Annotated in this window: 13 protein-coding genes; 7 read left to right on the top strand and 6 right to left on the bottom strand. The window is 47.1% G+C overall.

Going from position 1 to position 16,506, the window contains the following annotated elements:
• Window positions 1–61 precede the first annotated feature (61 nt).
• Window positions 62–1,117: a hypothetical protein gene (locus RIF36_RS13295; RefSeq protein WP_350119191.1), complete on the bottom strand. Its 1,056-nt coding sequence runs from the start codon at window positions 1,115–1,117 to the stop codon at window positions 62–64.
• 96 nt (window positions 1,118–1,213) lie between these two features.
• Between RIF36_RS13295 and RIF36_RS13290 the strand changes: the two genes are divergently transcribed.
• Both RIF36_RS13290 and RIF36_RS13285 read left to right on the top strand, forming a co-directional pair.
• Window positions 1,214–1,804, top strand: coding sequence for a TetR/AcrR family transcriptional regulator (locus RIF36_RS13290; protein WP_350119188.1), 591 nt, complete (start codon window positions 1,214–1,216; stop codon window positions 1,802–1,804).
• 37 nt (window positions 1,805–1,841) lie between these two features.
• Entirely contained in the window at window positions 1,842–2,768 is a 927-nt protein-coding gene (locus RIF36_RS13285; RefSeq protein WP_350119185.1) for an alpha/beta hydrolase, read from the top strand.
• A gap of 40 nt (window positions 2,769–2,808) precedes the next feature.
• Here the strand turns inward: RIF36_RS13285 and RIF36_RS13280 are convergent, their stop codons facing one another.
• Window positions 2,809–3,657: a DUF2306 domain-containing protein gene (locus RIF36_RS13280; RefSeq protein WP_350119182.1), complete on the bottom strand. Its 849-nt coding sequence runs from the start codon at window positions 3,655–3,657 to the stop codon at window positions 2,809–2,811.
• 280 nt (window positions 3,658–3,937) lie between these two features.
• Here RIF36_RS13280 and RIF36_RS13275 point away from each other — a divergent pair, with 280 nt between their 5' ends.
• From RIF36_RS13275 to RIF36_RS13265, 3 genes are all read left to right on the top strand, one after another.
• A complete protein-coding gene (locus tag RIF36_RS13275) occupies window positions 3,938–5,089 on the top strand; it encodes a helix-turn-helix domain-containing protein (protein WP_350119179.1) in 1,152 nt (383 codons plus the stop codon).
• A gap of 582 nt (window positions 5,090–5,671) precedes the next feature.
• On the top strand, window positions 5,672–6,424 hold the full coding sequence (locus RIF36_RS13270) for an MBL fold metallo-hydrolase (RefSeq protein ID WP_350119176.1): 753 nt from the start codon (window positions 5,672–5,674) through the stop codon (window positions 6,422–6,424).
• 209 nt (window positions 6,425–6,633) lie between these two features.
• Window positions 6,634–8,115, top strand: a complete 1,482-nt coding sequence (locus tag RIF36_RS13265; protein WP_350149361.1) for a sulfatase family protein — start codon at window positions 6,634–6,636, stop codon at window positions 8,113–8,115.
• A 1-nt stretch (window position 8,116) separates the two neighbouring features.
• Here RIF36_RS13265 and lysA read toward each other — a convergent pair whose 3' ends face one another.
• From lysA to RIF36_RS13245, 4 genes are all read right to left on the bottom strand, one after another.
• Window positions 8,117–9,280 carry a diaminopimelate decarboxylase gene (gene lysA, locus RIF36_RS13260; protein ID WP_350119170.1) on the bottom strand — a complete coding sequence of 388 codons (1,164 nt, stop codon included), beginning with the start codon at window positions 9,278–9,280 and terminating at the stop codon, window positions 8,117–8,119.
• Window positions 9,281–9,409: 129 nt separating this feature from the next.
• Window positions 9,410–10,474, bottom strand: coding sequence for an aminotransferase class I/II-fold pyridoxal phosphate-dependent enzyme (locus tag RIF36_RS13255; RefSeq protein ID WP_350119167.1), 1,065 nt, complete (start codon window positions 10,472–10,474; stop codon window positions 9,410–9,412).
• A gap of 6 nt (window positions 10,475–10,480) precedes the next feature.
• Window positions 10,481–11,491 (bottom strand): dipeptide epimerase, encoded by a 1,011-nt coding sequence (locus tag RIF36_RS13250; RefSeq protein WP_350119164.1) that lies wholly within the window; start codon window positions 11,489–11,491, stop codon window positions 10,481–10,483.
• A gap of 5 nt (window positions 11,492–11,496) precedes the next feature.
• Window positions 11,497–12,567: a S66 peptidase family protein gene (locus RIF36_RS13245; protein WP_350119161.1), complete on the bottom strand. Its 1,071-nt coding sequence runs from the start codon at window positions 12,565–12,567 to the stop codon at window positions 11,497–11,499.
• A 159-nt stretch (window positions 12,568–12,726) separates the two neighbouring features.
• On the opposite strand from RIF36_RS13245, the gene RIF36_RS13240 reads away from it, so the two are divergent.
• Complete coding sequence (locus RIF36_RS13240; RefSeq protein ID WP_350119158.1) at window positions 12,727–13,767, top strand: serine hydrolase domain-containing protein; 1,041 nt, start codon at window positions 12,727–12,729, stop codon at window positions 13,765–13,767.
• Between the two features lie 160 nt (window positions 13,768–13,927).
• Window positions 13,928–16,429, top strand: a complete 2,502-nt coding sequence (locus tag RIF36_RS13235; RefSeq protein ID WP_350119155.1) for a DUF5916 domain-containing protein — start codon at window positions 13,928–13,930, stop codon at window positions 16,427–16,429.
• Window positions 16,430–16,506 lie beyond the last annotated feature (77 nt).

Genomic DNA, 16,506 nt, shown 5'->3' with positions numbered 1-16,506 from the left:
GAGAATTGGATTAAAGAGGTTACTCTGCACTTCAGTACAGCGTAACCTCTTTAATTCGTTCTCAACTCACGTCCACCGCCGACACATACACCGGCCCGTTCAAGTCGGCCACATCAACACCATTCGATTTCACCATCACATCCACCAGTTTGGGCTTGCGAAGCTTGCTCACTAACCCAAGGCCCAGTGATTGCATGACAGGGTAAAGTCTGGAAGTCGGGTCGACACAATTGACAGCTGAGTAGACGCCATTTACTGCCAGCGCATGTGCCAGCAATTGGGCCAGCTTCTTTTCGTGGCCAGACTTATAATATACCCCTTCGACAGTGACAAAACGATAGTTGGGGTGAAAAATCTTGCTCAGCAGTCGCACTTTTGGGAAAACATTCATCATCACTTTACCAGCCTTTCCCGGCATGTCATCCACCCGCCAATTCTCCGGATTTGCCTGAATGCCTGCCACTATTTCTCCCTGCTCTCTGATCACAAAGTAGTTCCCTTCGTAGAAAAGGTTCTCGTCCGTTACAAGTGCATGGTCGCTGTAAAACTTTAGCAGCCTGGGCTTAAAATCGTCCCATTCATCCGGCGATAGCTTTTCAACAGTTTTACTCAACCGTGGATTGAACCTGCTAAACACCAGCGACACGAAGGAGCCCACTTTCTCGAAACCAAAGCCCTTCACAAAGGCTTCCGATCTTACATTTCCGCCATCGACATACGCATAAAAAAAATGGGCAGCCTTTGCTTCAAAATCCGCACCACTAAGCAACGAGCGAATCTCACGACGCAACACCCCGTCTTCGTGAGGCCGTTCTATGTACTTGTCACCAAGTTTTCTCAACGAAGGATGAAAGGTGAAGTACCTCACATAATACGATTCGCCCACCACGCCCCTGTTGCTTGTTTCCCGTTTACAAAAGCAACAGGTGGCTATCACTTTGCTTCTGCGAACCAGGCTGACAAAAAATGGCTGAGGAATGCTCATATACTTATCTTCAGCCTGCAGGTGCTGGTAAACCATGCTCTTTCCCGGCGTGCCAATGATATTATTGTCCAGCAGTTCTTTCACCCCCTGCGTAGGCACCCTGTCTACGTTCAACAACTTCAAGTCCGGCATAAGTTGCCAAAATTAGATGTTCTATTCCTTCTATGAAACCTTTCGTGCGATAGTCCGTATTTTGATTATAAAATACCAATCGGTATATTTGTAAGAATGAGAAACCCGGAGGCCACTAAGCAGCTCATAATAGAGAAAGCGATATCCCTGTTCAATACACAAGGCTATCGGGCCACGTCTCTCTCTGACATTACCAAAGCCACCGGCATTACCAAGGGGGCCATTTACGGGAACTTCAAAAACAAGGATGAGGTAGCAGAAGCCTCTTTCGAATATGCCATTGAAGTGGTGATGCAGGAATTGAAAGAAAGGATCAGCGCTGCGGCAACAGCTCCACTAAAGCTTAAAGCTATAGTAAATTATCACGAAGAGTACATAAAGTCACCGCCGTTTTCGGGAGGTTGCCCTATCATTAACACCAGCGTGGAAGCAGACGACAACTACCCGCAGCTGAGGTCGAAAGCTATTCGATCCGTCGGTATCATGAAAACCTCCATTACCAAAATATTAGCCCGTGGTATTAGGGAAGGGCAAATTGATGCCAGTGTCAATGCTGAGGCTATTGGTATGATGATTTATACTTCTATTCAGGGAGCGATTGTGCTTTCGAAGGTCGAAGGTGATGGACAGTCATATGGTGTCGTTAAGAAATACCTTCATTCACTCATTGATTCAATAACAGTCTAATTTTTTTACCTAATTAAATACCAATCGGTATATAGCTATGAGAAAAGTACTTATCCAAACATCAAGCGAAGAAAAGAAAGTAAAGAAGCCAGCCAAAAAGGCTAATGTGCAAATGGAATGGCTGATCAAGGGGCTTCATACGTTGCAGCACGTTTCTCCCAAATTAACCTCTTCCATTATCTGGAACCAGTTCACCAAGACTCCGAGGGTGAGGTTCAACGACAAACAGCATGCCCTGATTGAAAAGGCCGAAATCAGCGTCATCAAGTACAGGGGAAATGACCTTAAGGCCTACCGGTGGTTGCCCGCAGACGCCAGCAACGGTAAAACCATCTTGCTGTCTCATGGCTGGGGCTCAAAAATTGCTGACTTCCGCCGGATGATTGAAACACTTGTAGCAGAGGGCTATACGGTTGAAGGCGTAGATATGAAGGGGCATGGCTTGTCAGCGGGTACTCATACCGCACTCCCTGAAATACGGGACGTGCTAAAAGCCCACTATACACGAAATGGCCCCTATCACGCCCTGGTGGGCTATTCCATCGGCGGACTGGCCGCCGGACTAACCGTGAATGAAATGAGCACCGCCTTCCACCCCAATCATTTAATTATTATTGCTACGCCACCGTATACCCGGTATTTCTTCCAGGAAATCATTGACCAGGTAGGTTGCAAAGAGCGGGTGTTCACCGAAATGTGTGAATTGGTAGAAAAACACTACCATGAGTCAATCGACTATTTTGATCTCAGAAATAAGGCCGACAACCTGAAGCACCTCGACCTGCACATGATTTACGACGAGCACGACAAAACAGTACCTTTCACGAAGGGTCTCGAACTCAACGAAATGCTGCCGATGTCCTCCTTCGTGCATGTAACTGGCACCAGCCATAACCAGATTATTGCTGATGAGAAGGTGATCGGGTACATTCTGGATGCGGTAGCGGTTAAAGAAACGGCATGATTTTCCGGCATTTCGCTACATGGCGCTATGAGTATTAGGCTCACGCCATCAACCACCCAACAATCGCCGGGCCCCAGTACAGCTTGGTGAAATAATACGTGCCCAGTCCTAAAAACCCTGTGGTAAGCAGCAGAATGAAAGCAACGCCATAATTGTACAAGGCCGTTCTGTTGGCTTTTTGGGAACGAACAAAAAGCTCCACCACCAGCAGGTTGGGCAAGTAGAAGAAGAAAGCCATCACCCGGTCGAATAAACCAGTGAAATGCTCGGTGTGCCCAAGGCGATCGGTAAAGGAAAACCAAAAGCCGTAGTCCATCCTGTAAAGCCAGGAGCCAATGGCCAGAGCGTAGAGGCGCAAAGCCCATACCCGGTGAAGGTCGATGCGGCGTGCAGCGGCGTGCCTATAGGTTTGAATGCCTGCAATGAACATCAATACACCGTAAAGGCCGAAGCCTATGTCCATCACCGTGCCGCCAATGGTTCCCTTTACGAAGATAAAAGTCAGCCCGCCAACGGCAGCAAGCAGACAAGCAACAACATATACACGGCCAACCCAACGATGAAACGCCGGGTAACTATTTCTGACAGCATCAATCAGCTGAATGCTTCCGAGAATGAGAATGATTCCCCCTGCGGCAAAGTGCAGGCCAATACCGGAAGTGGCTGCGGTGTCACCTTCCCGATAAAGATTGGGGAGCAGGTCGTTCCATTTATCCAGGTTACCTCCCGCCAGCGGAGCAGCATAGAAGGCCAGGATATAAAGACCAAACAGCCCGGCGCTCACCCACACCATGGTAATGAGCAGGGTCTTTGTCCATTGGAGTATTTTATCGCTGATAACAGATTGGGCGGATGGCTGTGTGCTTGAAACTGAATCGGAAAATGACATTAGCTGATCGAAAAAATTATGCGACAAAAAAAGTTGCCTTAATTTAAAACAGTTTGCTCGTTTGTTGGGGTTATTAGCCTTTTTTCTTGACTCAAACTGTAAGCCCTGACAAAAAAAACTCAAAAATTACCTGTTAGATACATGAGCCAAAGAAAAAGTCACAATTAACTATTTGATCCGCTTGTGGACAATATTGCCCAACTCCCCGACAACTTCCTTTTGCTACCGGATACAAAACAGTAGATTAAAGTAAAGTTTTGCACCCTACCCAAACGATCCATTGCTCAACACGATCAACATCATCGGATTTGTCCAGGCGGTTTTTGGCATCCTGGTTTTTTTAACCAAACGTCCAAAGCATCTGAGCTTTACTCTTTTGGCCGTCTGGATGGCGGTTATATCTATTCATTTAGGAGCCAGCCTGCTTCCCTTCCGGGTGGTGGACTATTTCAAACCTGGTATTTTCCCCATCTCATTTCTTTCAGGGCCGCTCCTGTACCTTTATATCAGTTCACTAACTGTCGAAAATTTCAAACTAAAGCCACAGCACCTGATTCATTTGCTGCCATTACTCCTGGTCGCTATTCATCGGTCGATCATTCCGGTCGTAGACATTGCCAGCAGCTCCGATTTGTCGGAAAATCCCAATTTCGTTTACAATAAAATATACTATTCTCTGATCATGGTCTCGGCCCTCTTGTACTGGGTTTTGGGCTGGCAGCTCCTTATCAAACACCGGAAAAATATCCCGCTTTACTTTTCTAACTACTCAGGCAAAAACTCTTTGAACTGGCTACTGTTCGTTTTGTCGTTGTTTTTGGTGGTGTTCATAGCCAGCTTTATTAGCTTTTTCATCAACAATATTCTGGGACTGGGAATTGTGAGCTACACAAAGACAGCTACCAACATGACCATTTTCACTTTTATCATGGTCTACTTCGGGATCAATCAGTCGGCCATTTATTCGAAAAAGAAACCTATGCTGGTACCTCATTACCCGCACACACCAGCCGAAGAGCCAGATTTTAAACCAGCCAACACCTCTCTTACGCAGGATCAGGTCGAGTCGCTGTCGGCAATGGTAACAAACTACCTGATTGAAAATAGGCCCTATCGCAATCCGGAATACAACCTGCAGATGATGGCCGACGACCTGCAGATATCGAGGCACAAATTATCGCACATCATCAATTCGGGGCAACAAAAGAACTTCTATAAGTTCATCAACCAGTTCCGGGTGGCTGAAGTAAAGTTGATGCTGACCGACCCTTCTTACCACCACTATTCCGTACTAGGCATCGCCATGGAGTGCGGGTTCAATGCCAAAACAAGCTTCAACCGCATCTTCAAAGAAGAGACCGGACTGACCCCTACAGAATATAAACTGGCGCTTGACAAGGAAACCAAAGCACGCAAACCGTCGTTTGGGTGACCAGCTTTCCTGCCAGATCTGTTTTAAACTAGTACCAACTTATCCATTAGTACGTCGAACGCCCTCACATGTAATAGATTTGAATAGTGACGCTCCAAAATAGCGATGGAGGTCAATCATGCGTTTCATGATAACACCTATTCAAAATATAGTAAGTAGGGGTGGCGAGGACATTGTGAAAGGTTCTATCCATATATAACTCTTCATTAGTGGCAAGCGCCGACACAAGTAAGTGAAAAGCGCTTGTCTCACCCCTCTTTTAAACTGCTAAACGGAATATTTGCCTAGGTTCCTGTTAAGCGTTTAACATGAGGCGGACAATGGCATATATAAAATCAACAGGTTTTATACGAGAAGAAAGTGCCTTGTAGAAGAGCCTGTCAATGCACTGCCTAGAAATACTATGGCTAGTGAAAAGCTACCCCTAACTATCAAATTTCGCTCGTCAGACAAGTCGTATATCATCAAACTTACCTTTGATAACTCCCAATATCTCACTAAAATTACTTTACGCTAAACGTGGATTTTTGCCAAAACAATAGCGTCTTCAACCAGTTCTAAGAAGAACAAAAACCAAAAACTATGAAAAAGATACTTACCTATACTTTCTCGTTGATGCTTGTTCCTTTTCTGGCATTTGGTCAGGCCGACAAAATCAAGACAAGTAAAGGAGACCTTACCATCACCCCTATTACCCATGGTACCGTGGCTTTTCAGTGGAATAACCTGACAGTGTTCGTCGACCCCTATGGGGGGGCTGACCTGTTCAAAGGCCTTCCTGCTCCTGATCTTATCCTTATCACCGATATCCATGGTGACCACCTGAACCAGGAAACACTGGACGGACTGGATCTTTCCAAAGCGAAAATTATTGTTCCTCAAGCTGTAGCCGATCAGATCGCTGAGAAGAACAAAAGCCAACTGGTGATCATTGGCAATGGCCAAAGTACTGACCAAATGGGGCTTAACATCAAAGCTATTCCCATGTACAACCTACCCGAAAGTGCCGATTCCCGCCACACCAAAGGAAGAGGCAATGGCTATATCGTGAATTTTGGTGGCAAGAACGTTTACCTGTCGGGCGACACATCAGACATACCCGAAATGCGTAACCTGAAAGGCATCGACGTGGCGTTTGTCTGCATGAACCTCCCCTACACCATGGATGTGGATGCAGCAGCCAGTGCTGTGATCGACTTCAAGCCGGTCATTGTGTATCCTTACCATTACCGTGGTCAGGGCGGTCTCAATGATGTAGATAAGTTCAAAGAGCTGGTAAACAAGGGGGCTAGCAAAGTGGAGGTGAGATTGCGACAGTGGTACCCTGCTCAGTAATTGAATAAGCCTCTCTCGTTTTGCGATCTCAACCAAGGCCTGTCCCCCGACAGGCCTTTTTTAATGACTATTCAACGGGGATGTGGTGCCACCAGTTAGCACTGTAGGCACCACATCCCAACCGAGATTTGTACCCCGACAGACCTTTTCTATTATCGCCCGTCACAAACCAGGGTAAACTTCTTTCATTTTTCTTTACTTTGACTTCGTTGAAAAAACTTCGAACCAAAAACACTCTCGTTGTGGCATTGAAAAACACCTACCTATTCGCAGCTGGCTTATTGCTTCTCAGCGCTTGCCAGACCAAACCCCAGGCCGAGGAACAAGAGGCTCCCGCCAAGCCAAATATTGTTATCATCTTCACCGACGACCAGGGATACAACGATGTGGGCGTATTTGGTGCCAAAGGCTTTACCACGCCCAACCTGGATCAAATGGCCAAAGAAGGTGCCCAGCTCACTAACTTCTATGTGGCCCAGGCGGTGTGCTCTGCGTCGAGAGCTGCTTTGCTTACAGGGTGTTACTCCAACCGTGTCAATATCCACAATGCATTAGGGCCTGAATCTAAAATCGGCCTGAACCCAGATGAAACCACGCTTGCGGAGGTGTTAAAAGCTGAAGGCTACGCCACAGCCATCTATGGCAAATGGCACCTGGGTGATGAGCCTGAATTTATGCCTACCCGCCAGGGCTTCGACGAATACTTTGGTATTCCCTACTCGGGCGACATGTGGCCCAACCACCCCTGGCAGGGCACAGTTTTCGACTTTCCGCCGCTTCCCCTCTATGAAAACGAGACGGTGATTGATACACTGGAAGACCAAAGTATGCTCACCACGCATATCACCGAAAGAAGTGTCGATTTCATCAAACGCAATAAGGACAAGCCTTTCTTTTTGTATGTGCCCCATCCGCAACCTCATGTCCCGTTGTTTGTATCAGACAAGTTCAAAGGCAAATCGGAGCGTGGGCTCTATGGCGATGTGATCATGGAAATTGACTGGTCGGTCGGGCAAATACTGGCTGCTTTGAAAGAAAACGGACTTGACGAGAACACACTAGTGATCTTCACATCGGACAACGGCCCCTGGCTTTCCTACGCCGGCCATGCTGGATCTGCTTATCCGCTTAGAGAAGGCAAAGGCACCAGTTGGGAAGGTGGCATTCGTGAGCCAGCCATCATGAGGTACCCCGGCCAAATACCAGCAGGCAGCCTGATCAATACGCCAATGATGACCATCGATATGCTCCCTACTATCGCTAAGCTGGCTGGGGGCAAAATGCCTGAAAAGAAAATCGACGGCAAGGATGTGTGGCCAGTCATAACAGGCAGTTCGAAGCAGTCACCTCACGAAGCATATTTCATCTATTACAGAGTGAATGAATTACAGGCCGTAAGAAGTGGAGAGTGGAAGCTTTACCTGCCCCATACCTATCGCACACTGGCCGGTCGGGAAGGCACCAACGATGGCCTGCCTATCGACTACGAGCAAACGGAAGTAATCGAGCCAGAGCTCTACAATCTCGACACAGATATGGAGGAAACCACCGATGTGGCAAACGCCAACCCTGAAGTCGTAGAAAGACTGCTCAAATTAGCTGATGGCATGAGAGCGAAACTTGGAGATAGCCTCACAGGCGTTGAGGGATCGGAGAACCGGGAGCCTGGTAGGGTGGCGACTCCCGAGTGATTTACTTGAAATCTACATCAAAATACGTCTTTGCATTGTCCCGCAAATTGTAGCGGCTCATCATTACTTCGCCATAAGCACCAGCAGAACGGATGGCCAGCAAGTCCCCCCTTTTGCTTTGCTTCAGCTCAATACCTTTTCGGAAAGCATCGGACGACTCACAGATAGGACCTACCACGTCGTAGGTTTCGTATGCCTGGCTTTGCGACGTAACGCTCTCAATGAAATGATGAGCCTGGTACAACGCAGGTCGGATGAGCTCCGTCATGCCGGCGTCGATGATCAGGAACTTGATCGTCTCCCCTTCCTTGTTGTACAGCACCTTGCTGATGAGGCTGCCACACTGCCCGACAATGGCCCTGCCCAATTCAAAGTGCAGCTCCTGTTCTGGCGCTAGTTTCATGTGCTTTTCGAATACTTCGAAATAGCTTTTGAAGTCAGGAACAGGGTTGCCTTTTGGATCGACATAGTCGATGCCCAAACCACCACCGACGTTCACATGCTGAAGCTCGATGCCCTTGCTTCTGAAGTAAGCATTGAAGTCGTTGGCCCTCTGGGCAAGTTGTGTATAGCTCTCCAAACTCGTCACTTGAGAACCAATATGAAAATGGATTCCGGTTAACTGTATGTTGGCTAGCTGCGGCAGTTTGTCGATCACTTGATCGATCTCTTTCGGGGGCAAGCCAAACTTATTCTCCTTCATTCCAGTGGTAATGTAATGGTGAGTTTTGGCGTCCACATTAGGATTAATCCGCAAAGCTATCTTCGCCTTCTTACCCATCCTACCGGCCAGCTCATTGATGACTTCTACTTCCTGCGCCGACTCGCAGTTGAAGCAAAAGATATCATTCTGCAATCCCACCATGATCTCCTCGTCCGATTTTCCTACTCCGGCAAACACAATTTCTTCTTTCGGAAAACCAGCGGCTAATGCAGCCTTCACTTCATTCGAACTTACAGCGTCGGCGCCCAAATGGTACTGCCTGATGACTTCAAGTATGCGTGGATTCGCATTGGCCTTCATCGCATAGTGCACCTTATAGCCTTTGCTTAATCCGTGTTTTTTTACTTCATCCAATGACTTCCGCAGTAGTTCCAGGTCATAGAAATAAAAGGGGGTAGGTATATTTCGGATGCTGCCAAGCAAAGAAGTGATATCAGCCATTAGAACTATATTTTACTTTAATTAATAGAATTTAACCAATTGATTAAAAGATATTTAACTAATAGTTATAGATTTCATCTATGAGTCTTTTTAGACCTGAAATTACCAGGAAGCTGCAAAGATAGCAGCCTATTGGAAGTCCTCATAAAATGTTTTGATCTCCTCCAGTAAATTTCCAATATCTGCCGGATCGAGTGCCGCATGTAAGATGATTCTGCTGATCGGACTCGACGTCAGCTTAGGATATGGGAAATGGGAAATGATGATATTTCTACTCAACAGGTAAGTATAGAGCGGCTGGCTTTTCGAAAAGAAAACAGGCAATACTGGTTGAAAATTAAAGTGCTGCTTTACCAGCGAATGGCTCCCAAATGGCAGTTGAAACTTACGGAGCTTTTGCAGTTGGCGGGCTCTTATTTCCCCTCCTTTTAAGAGTGCATGAAGGAATGCAGGTGCCGACGGAGCAGCTCCAACGAACCAAGGCGACTGTCGGATTTTCTTGATCAGGTTGTGAGAACCTGCAATGAAACCGGCCGCCAGCCCAGGTGCTTTACCCAGTGAGGAAGTCACCACCCACTGCACATGCGACGGTAGCTTCCGAAGCTGCGACACCACCCCTTCTCCATTTTTCCCGGTCAGTCCAATACCGTGCGAATCGTCGACTACCAGCAGCACTTCGTGCAAGGTGGAAATGTCGGTAAGCCAGTCGAAGTTAACGGGGTAGCAAAAAAGCGGATCAGTGGAATTGCAAAGCAAGACCATCCGGCGAGGCAGCATTCCTTCCAGCTGCACCCTGATCATGGTTGACCAACTGATGAAGTCACCATTGGTAGCGTCGTCTGAATTTCGCCACAAAGCTGGGTGACAACCAGGGGCATACTCCATGCTCCATTCCATGTCTTGCAGCACCTTGATAAGGAGCTGCCCGGAGGCAAAACCCGACGAGGTAACTACAGCGTCACCTGTCGACAACCAGTCGGCTATGTGCCGCTCTGCTTCTTCAAAGAGACTATATTGTACGTTGCCATTTCTGGAGCCTGAAAAATGTACACCGTATTTGTCTACTCCCTCTTTAATCAACTCCTGGTATTCCTTATCCACCGATAAACCGAGGTAAGACGTGCCGCTGAAGTAAAGCATTTCTTTACCATTGACATGCAGTGTTCTTCCTGGAAATTCCTCTGACCGCATCATAGCACTTTACTTAAGGCTGGCACCGGTGCCATTTTCATTGGGGAAAATCAGCCCGCTTGTGGTCACCTGCACGCCATTGGCCGGGTCTTCTGCCAGCAGCAATGCACCGTCCATATCCACATAGTCGAGCAAGGGAACTACCTGGGCTATGGCAGAAATACCAACAGAAGACTCTGTCATGCAGCCCATCATCACGCCCATGTTCAGCTCACGTGCCCTGGCAATCATTCTCCGTGCCGGCGTCAACCCACCGCATTTGGTCAGCTTGATGTTGATCCCATGAAAATGATTGAAGCACTTGTCCACATCCGACTCTACCTGGCAACTTTCATCGGCTATTACAGGCAGCACACTTTCGGTGAAAACTCTTTTCATACCATCAAGGTCATCCGCCTTTAAAGGTTGTTCTATGAACTGTACATTCAGCTTTTTCAACACCTTGCTATTGGTAATGGCTTCTTCAACACCCCAGGCACAATTGGCATCCACTCTGAAGACGGCATCGGTGTTTTTGCGTAACTCTTCAATGATCCGGATATCTTCCCTGGTACCCAGCTTTATTTTGTAAAGCGGCCAGGGAACCTCCTTCATTTTGGCTACCATGTTTTCCACCGTATCAATGCCAATGGTGTAATTGGAAATCGGCCCCTTGCTCCCATCCAGTCCCCAGATCTTGTAAAGCGGCTTTCCCTGCAGCTTTCCATAAAGATCGTTGAATGCGAGGTCGAGGGCGCAAAGAGTGAAGGCTTTCAGCTTGCCTGTTGCCAGCATGGCCTCGTGAAATGCCTCCGGGGTGTCCCAGTTTCCCGACTCAATGATGGCTCGCACACTTTCCACATGTTCGGTCATTTTGGGAACGGTTACACCGTAGTATGGATTAGCGGTGGCTTCTCCAAAGCCGCTTTTCCCGTTTCGGCTCAGCTCAACAATAAAAGACTCCTGCACACTGGTGGAGCCATGGGCAATGGTAAAAGTATGCCTCAGGGGCATTTTGACAGGGTGGTATGTAACTTTCATAAAGCTTAGAGAACGGATTCTTCAAGAAGGGTCAACGATTGTTCGTAAGTGTCAAGCTCAGCAGAGATGCCCATGGGAAGCGTAGCAATATTGGACACGTGCCCAAAAGACATTCCATATAAAACCGGAATACTTAAACTTCCGAGACGCTCCGCAAGTGTCTCCCTGAGCGAGGTTTTGTCTCCAAAATCGGGGTCAGTGTCTTTTTCATCGCAGTCGTTGAACACGCCTAAGACTATGCCTTTGGCTGCCTGCAATTTCCCAGCCAGCAGAAGTTGTGTCAACATCCTGTCAATCCTATATGGCGACTCGCCTACTTCTTCCAGGAAAACCAGTTTGTTGGTAAAGTCGAGATCGAATGGTGTGCCGGTAAGTGAGCTCACTAAGCTCAGATTACCTCCTACCAACTCTCCTTTTGCCACCCCTTCTGAAATTGAATAAATCTGAATATAGTCTTCCTGCTTTTCCCTGTCTTCTTTTGCTTGCTCTATCTTGATCTTCCCTTTTCCTTTAATGAGCGTATCTTCAAAGCTGTCAGCCGTGTAGTCGGTAAAGTTGGAGGCACCGACGGGGCCATGAAAAGTCACCAACCCGGTTCTGTTGAATATCGCAAAATGAAGCGCTGTGATGTCGCTGTACCCAATAAATGCTTTTGGGTTGGAGGCAATCAAGTTGTAATCAATTCCTGGCAAAAGCCTGCCTGCCCCGTAGCCACCTCTGGCACAGAAAATCCCGTCTACTGAAGTATCTGCAAACATGGCATGAAGGTCGTCGAGTCGCTGCTGATCAGTGCCAGCCAGAAAGCCTTTTCGAACCCGCATATTGTCAGAGTATTTCACCTTAAAACCAAGGGCTTCCATGTTCTCAAGTGTGCTCTCAAAGGATCCCCGGGAAATGGCACTTGAAGGTGTAATAAGACCTATTGTGTCACCTTTGCTAAGTTTTTTGGGTTTGACAATACGGCCTGGCCAGGTTCCTGAGGCAAAAGCTTTGCTTTCGGCTTTCGCCATTGTTGGGGCTAGCAGCCCACCCCCCGTAACCAGCAAACTCCCTGTAATAAATTTTCTTCTGTCCATGAACGCTAATTAAGTGGAAAACTAACAAAAGTTTGGGTGATATAGCAATGAGGGCAAGTGAAGATGATTGTACCTTTTCTTTAAACAAGCCACTACTGTCAAAAATGCTTTTTTGTTCCTACAGCATGAGCTATCTTTTAGAAAAGAAAAGTGACTGCTATGAAATCAATCTCGCTGGTTACCCTGAGTCTACTCCTTATTTTCACATCGAGTACCTCCATATCTATTACTGAAACGCTCGACCAAATGGTTGAACGCTATCACAAGGATGGGTACTACAACGGCACCATTCTCGTTGCTGACAAAAACGGCATATTACTCAAAAAAGCTTATGGTATGGCCGATTTTGACAAAAGGAGGCCACTGGATACTAGTTCTACTTTTTATATGGCGTCTGTGTCCAAACAGTTCACTGCCATGGCCATCATGCTATTGAAAGAGAGAAAATTACTGACCATTGATGACAAACTAAGTAAGTACTTCCCTTCTTTTCCAGACTGGGCCCGTTCGGTTACCATTCGCCATCTGCTCACCCATACCTCCGGTATTCCAGACTATTACGGCCTCGGAGCTTCCCGACCCGGGTTTACCAATACAGATGTTGTGGAAGTCGTTAAAGGTATCATGGCACTGCGGTTTGCTCCCGGAGCTAAATACGAATACTCCAATACGGCTTACGTGCTCCTCTCTTCTATCGTGCAGCAAATCAGCGGAATGGGGTTCAATTCCTTTATGCAAAAGAATGTTTTTCAGCCGATTGGCATGAAAAGTACCGTAGCGTATGATGAGACAAAGCCCCAAAGAACCAATCGCTGCAAAGGCTTTGATGCTAATGGGAAGGAAGATGACTATCCTTTCTTTACCACTGGCGGGGGTGGGTTGTACTCCAACGTTGACGATATGTATCAATGGCACCTGGCCTTGCAGACCAATAAATTGGTGTCAGCGGCGGCCATGAGCGAGGTCTATTCGCCAATGACCCTCAATGATGGCTCCACCTCATGGTATGGCTTTGGCTGGGCGCTGGACAAGGATGCTCCAGCTTTTGTAAGTCATGGTGGCACACTCACCAGCTTTCGCACCTATATTGAACGAGATCTTGCCACAGGCAGTGTGATTATCATGCTTAACAACGTTGGTAAAACAAAGCGTGATGAACTATTGGCGGACTTAAAAGCTGCGCTGACGACGGCAAGGTAATTTGTTGAATAATGGGATTGTGCACGGGAACACCATCAGCCAATAGTGTAAAAAGATGTCACAAACCCTTACCATTTATCAGAATTTGGGATGAGCTAAAGGCGATCATAGCTAAATTTGCATAGCATATTAGCACAGTTAGTTTAACAAATAGCCCTTAATGTTCAAATTAGATCGTAAAGAACTCTTACCCCTTGGTTGTTTTCTTTTAATTTTTCTTTTCTCTCCACGCCTGGTGTCAGCCTCCGGCTCCGGTAAAAATGAGTTTGCCACCAAACGCATCACAAGTAGTCCAAAAGTGGATGGCATCCTTGACGAAGACATATGGAGTCAAAGCCCGACACCCACCCAGTTCACTCAATTCAAACCGAACAACGGTGAAAAATCGGATTTTCTAACTGCCGTTGAGTTGGTGTATGACGACAATGCCCTCTACCTTTCAGCAAGACTATACGATCCAAATCCGTCCGAAATAAGAAGAGAATTTGGCAAAAGAGACGACTTCAACAGGAACACAGACTGGTTTGGTATTTTGGTCGACCCTTACAACAGCGGTCAAAATGCTTTCAGCTTTTTCGTGTCAGCCGCAGGCGTGCAAGGCGACTACTTCATCAATGGCGATAATTGGGACGAAAATTGGGATGCTGTTTGGGAAAGTGCCATTGCCTATGACGACCACGGCTGGACTGTAGAAGTAAAGATTCCCTACTATGCTCTCCGGTTTCCAGCTACTTCTCAACAAAACTGGGGTATCAACTTTTATCGCCAGGTAAAACGAAATCAGGAGGAATCATATTGGAATCCGGTAGACAATTCGATCAGGGGTACTGTGAACCAATCGGGAGTGCTCAGAGGGCTTGAAGACATCAAACCACCGGTTCGCTTATCGCTACTCCCCTACGCTACCACCATTTACACAAACGATGGGGTCAATGGCAAAGAAAAATTTTCGTTTACTGGTGGCATGGATCTTAAATATGGCATCAACGAGTCTTATACCCTCGACATGGCCCTCATCCCCGACTTTAGCCAGGTACAGTCCGATAACGTAGTGCTGAACCTTTCCGCCTACGAGGTACAGTACAGCGAAAACAGGCAGTTCTTCACGGAGGGAACGGAACTATTCGACAAGGGCGATCTGGTGTATTCCAGACGTATCGGCGCTACTTTTGGCGGGATTGACTACAATAACGAAACAGAAGAAGTGAGTAGTTCTCCGTCGGCAGCACCTTTGATCAATGCAACCAAAATCTCTGGCAGAAATGGGGAAGGCTGGGGACTTGGCTTCCTTAATGCGCTGACCAACAAGACGCACGCCAGCATACGCAATATTGAGACCGGCGAAACCAGAGAGGAGCAGGTTGATCCGCTGACCAACTTCAATGTGCTGGTGGTAGACAAGATCCTGAAAAACAACTCCAACGTCAACCTGATCAATACCAACGTAACGAGACTTGATGGTGCCAACGATGCCAACGTCACAGGGGCAAGTGTCAGTTTGCTCGACAGCACCAACACCTACCGGTTCTCAGCGTTTGGTGCCGTTTCTAACATCTACAATGCTGAACACGCCAGTGTGTCAAGCGAATTGGAAGATGGATATAAGTACAGCGTGGGCCTTTCAAAAGTAAGCAGAAGCTTTCAGTATGGTGTCAGCAGAAGCGTAGAGAGCAAAGACTACAATCCAAACGATTTTGGATTTAACAGGGCAGCCAACAGTGTCTCCCACAACGTGTCGCTCATGTACAGAATATTTAAGCCCATGGGGGTATTTAACTACTACCGGGCCAATGTAAGCGGATCCTACCGGCAGCTTTTTGAACCAAGAACATTCACAAGCACCGACGTTTACGCATCTACTTACGCCCAGTTCAAGAACTTTTGGGGAGTGGGGATGTCGTCAAGCCTGAAGCCTATCGACAGTTACGACTACTTTGAACCCAGAGAAGAGGGCTACTATTTTGTTCAGCCGGGTTCCTACAGTGTGAACTCATGGGTAGAAAGCGATTCCCGCAAAGCCGTAAAAATATATGTAAGCCAAAATACCTGGAGAAGACCCGACTGGGAGCAAGCGTACAATTCATTGGGAGCCTCCATCCGCTACAGAGTCAACAACAGGCTATCCATCGATTTCCGGGTTAGCAGAGAGAGCTCTGAGGACTCTAAGGGCTACGTTACCAAATTGTATGCTGATGACGAATCGCTTGATGAGATCATTTTTGGAGAAAGAGACGTCCTTACCACAAATAATATCCTTGGCACTAAATACACGTTCAATAACAAAATGGGGCTGACCCTCAGGGTAAGGCACTATTGGAGCAATGTTAAATACAATGGGTTTTATGACCTGCGGGGCAACGGACAATTGGCCGACTCTGAGTATGAAGGCATCGACGAATCAGGACAGAAGCAGCACGATACCAACTTCAATGCGCTCAATGTTGACTTTGTTTACTTCTATCAAATTGCGCCAGGCAGCTTTTTGAATGTGGTTTGGAAAGACTCCATCAGCTCAAGTGACAATAACACCGACATTAATTTTGCTGAAAACTTTGACAAGACCTTGAGCCTGCCCCAGGTCAATAGCTTGTCGGTAAGGCTCACCTATTTCATCGATTACAACTCAGCCAGGAAGTACCTCTTTGGAGGCAACAGCATTTAGCAGCCTTTTGCTTTCGGTAAATCATTCGCCCTTAAACTAAAAAAAGCCCCATAATGGGGCTTTTAATATTATTGACA

It is taken from the genome of Imperialibacter sp. (genome assembly GCF_040222815.1).
Classification (GTDB): domain Bacteria; phylum Bacteroidota; class Bacteroidia; order Cytophagales; family Cyclobacteriaceae; genus Imperialibacter.
Note: the sequence above shows the minus strand (reverse complement) of the source record. Positions and strands in the feature narration are given on the sequence as shown.

Bases quoted from the DNA above. Each gene is read 5' to 3' on its own strand.
- RIF36_RS13295 (WP_350119191.1), bottom strand. From the start codon at position 1,117: ATGCCGGACTTGAAGTTGTTGAACGTAGACAGGGTGCCTACGCAGGGG.
- RIF36_RS13255 (WP_350119167.1), bottom strand. From the start codon at position 10,474: ATGATGCGGTCAGAGGAATTTCCAGGAAGAACACTGCATGTCAATGGT.
- RIF36_RS13245 (WP_350119161.1), bottom strand. From the start codon at position 12,567: ATGGACAGAAGAAAATTTATTACAGGGAGTTTGCTGGTTACGGGGGGT.
- RIF36_RS13290 (WP_350119188.1), top strand. From the start codon at position 1,214: ATGAGAAACCCGGAGGCCACTAAGCAGCTCATAATAGAGAAAGCGATA.
- RIF36_RS13250 (WP_350119164.1), bottom strand. From the start codon at position 11,491: ATGAAAGTTACATACCACCCTGTCAAAATGCCCCTGAGGCATACTTTT.
- RIF36_RS13235 (WP_350119155.1), top strand. From the start codon at position 13,928: ATGTTCAAATTAGATCGTAAAGAACTCTTACCCCTTGGTTGTTTTCTT.
- RIF36_RS13280 (WP_350119182.1), bottom strand. From the start codon at position 3,657: ATGTCATTTTCCGATTCAGTTTCAAGCACACAGCCATCCGCCCAATCT.
- RIF36_RS13240 (WP_350119158.1), top strand. From the start codon at position 12,727: ATGAAATCAATCTCGCTGGTTACCCTGAGTCTACTCCTTATTTTCACA.
- RIF36_RS13285 (WP_350119185.1), top strand. From the start codon at position 1,842: ATGAGAAAAGTACTTATCCAAACATCAAGCGAAGAAAAGAAAGTAAAG.
- RIF36_RS13270 (WP_350119176.1), top strand. From the start codon at position 5,672: ATGAAAAAGATACTTACCTATACTTTCTCGTTGATGCTTGTTCCTTTT.
- lysA (WP_350119170.1), bottom strand. From the start codon at position 9,280: ATGGCTGATATCACTTCTTTGCTTGGCAGCATCCGAAATATACCTACC.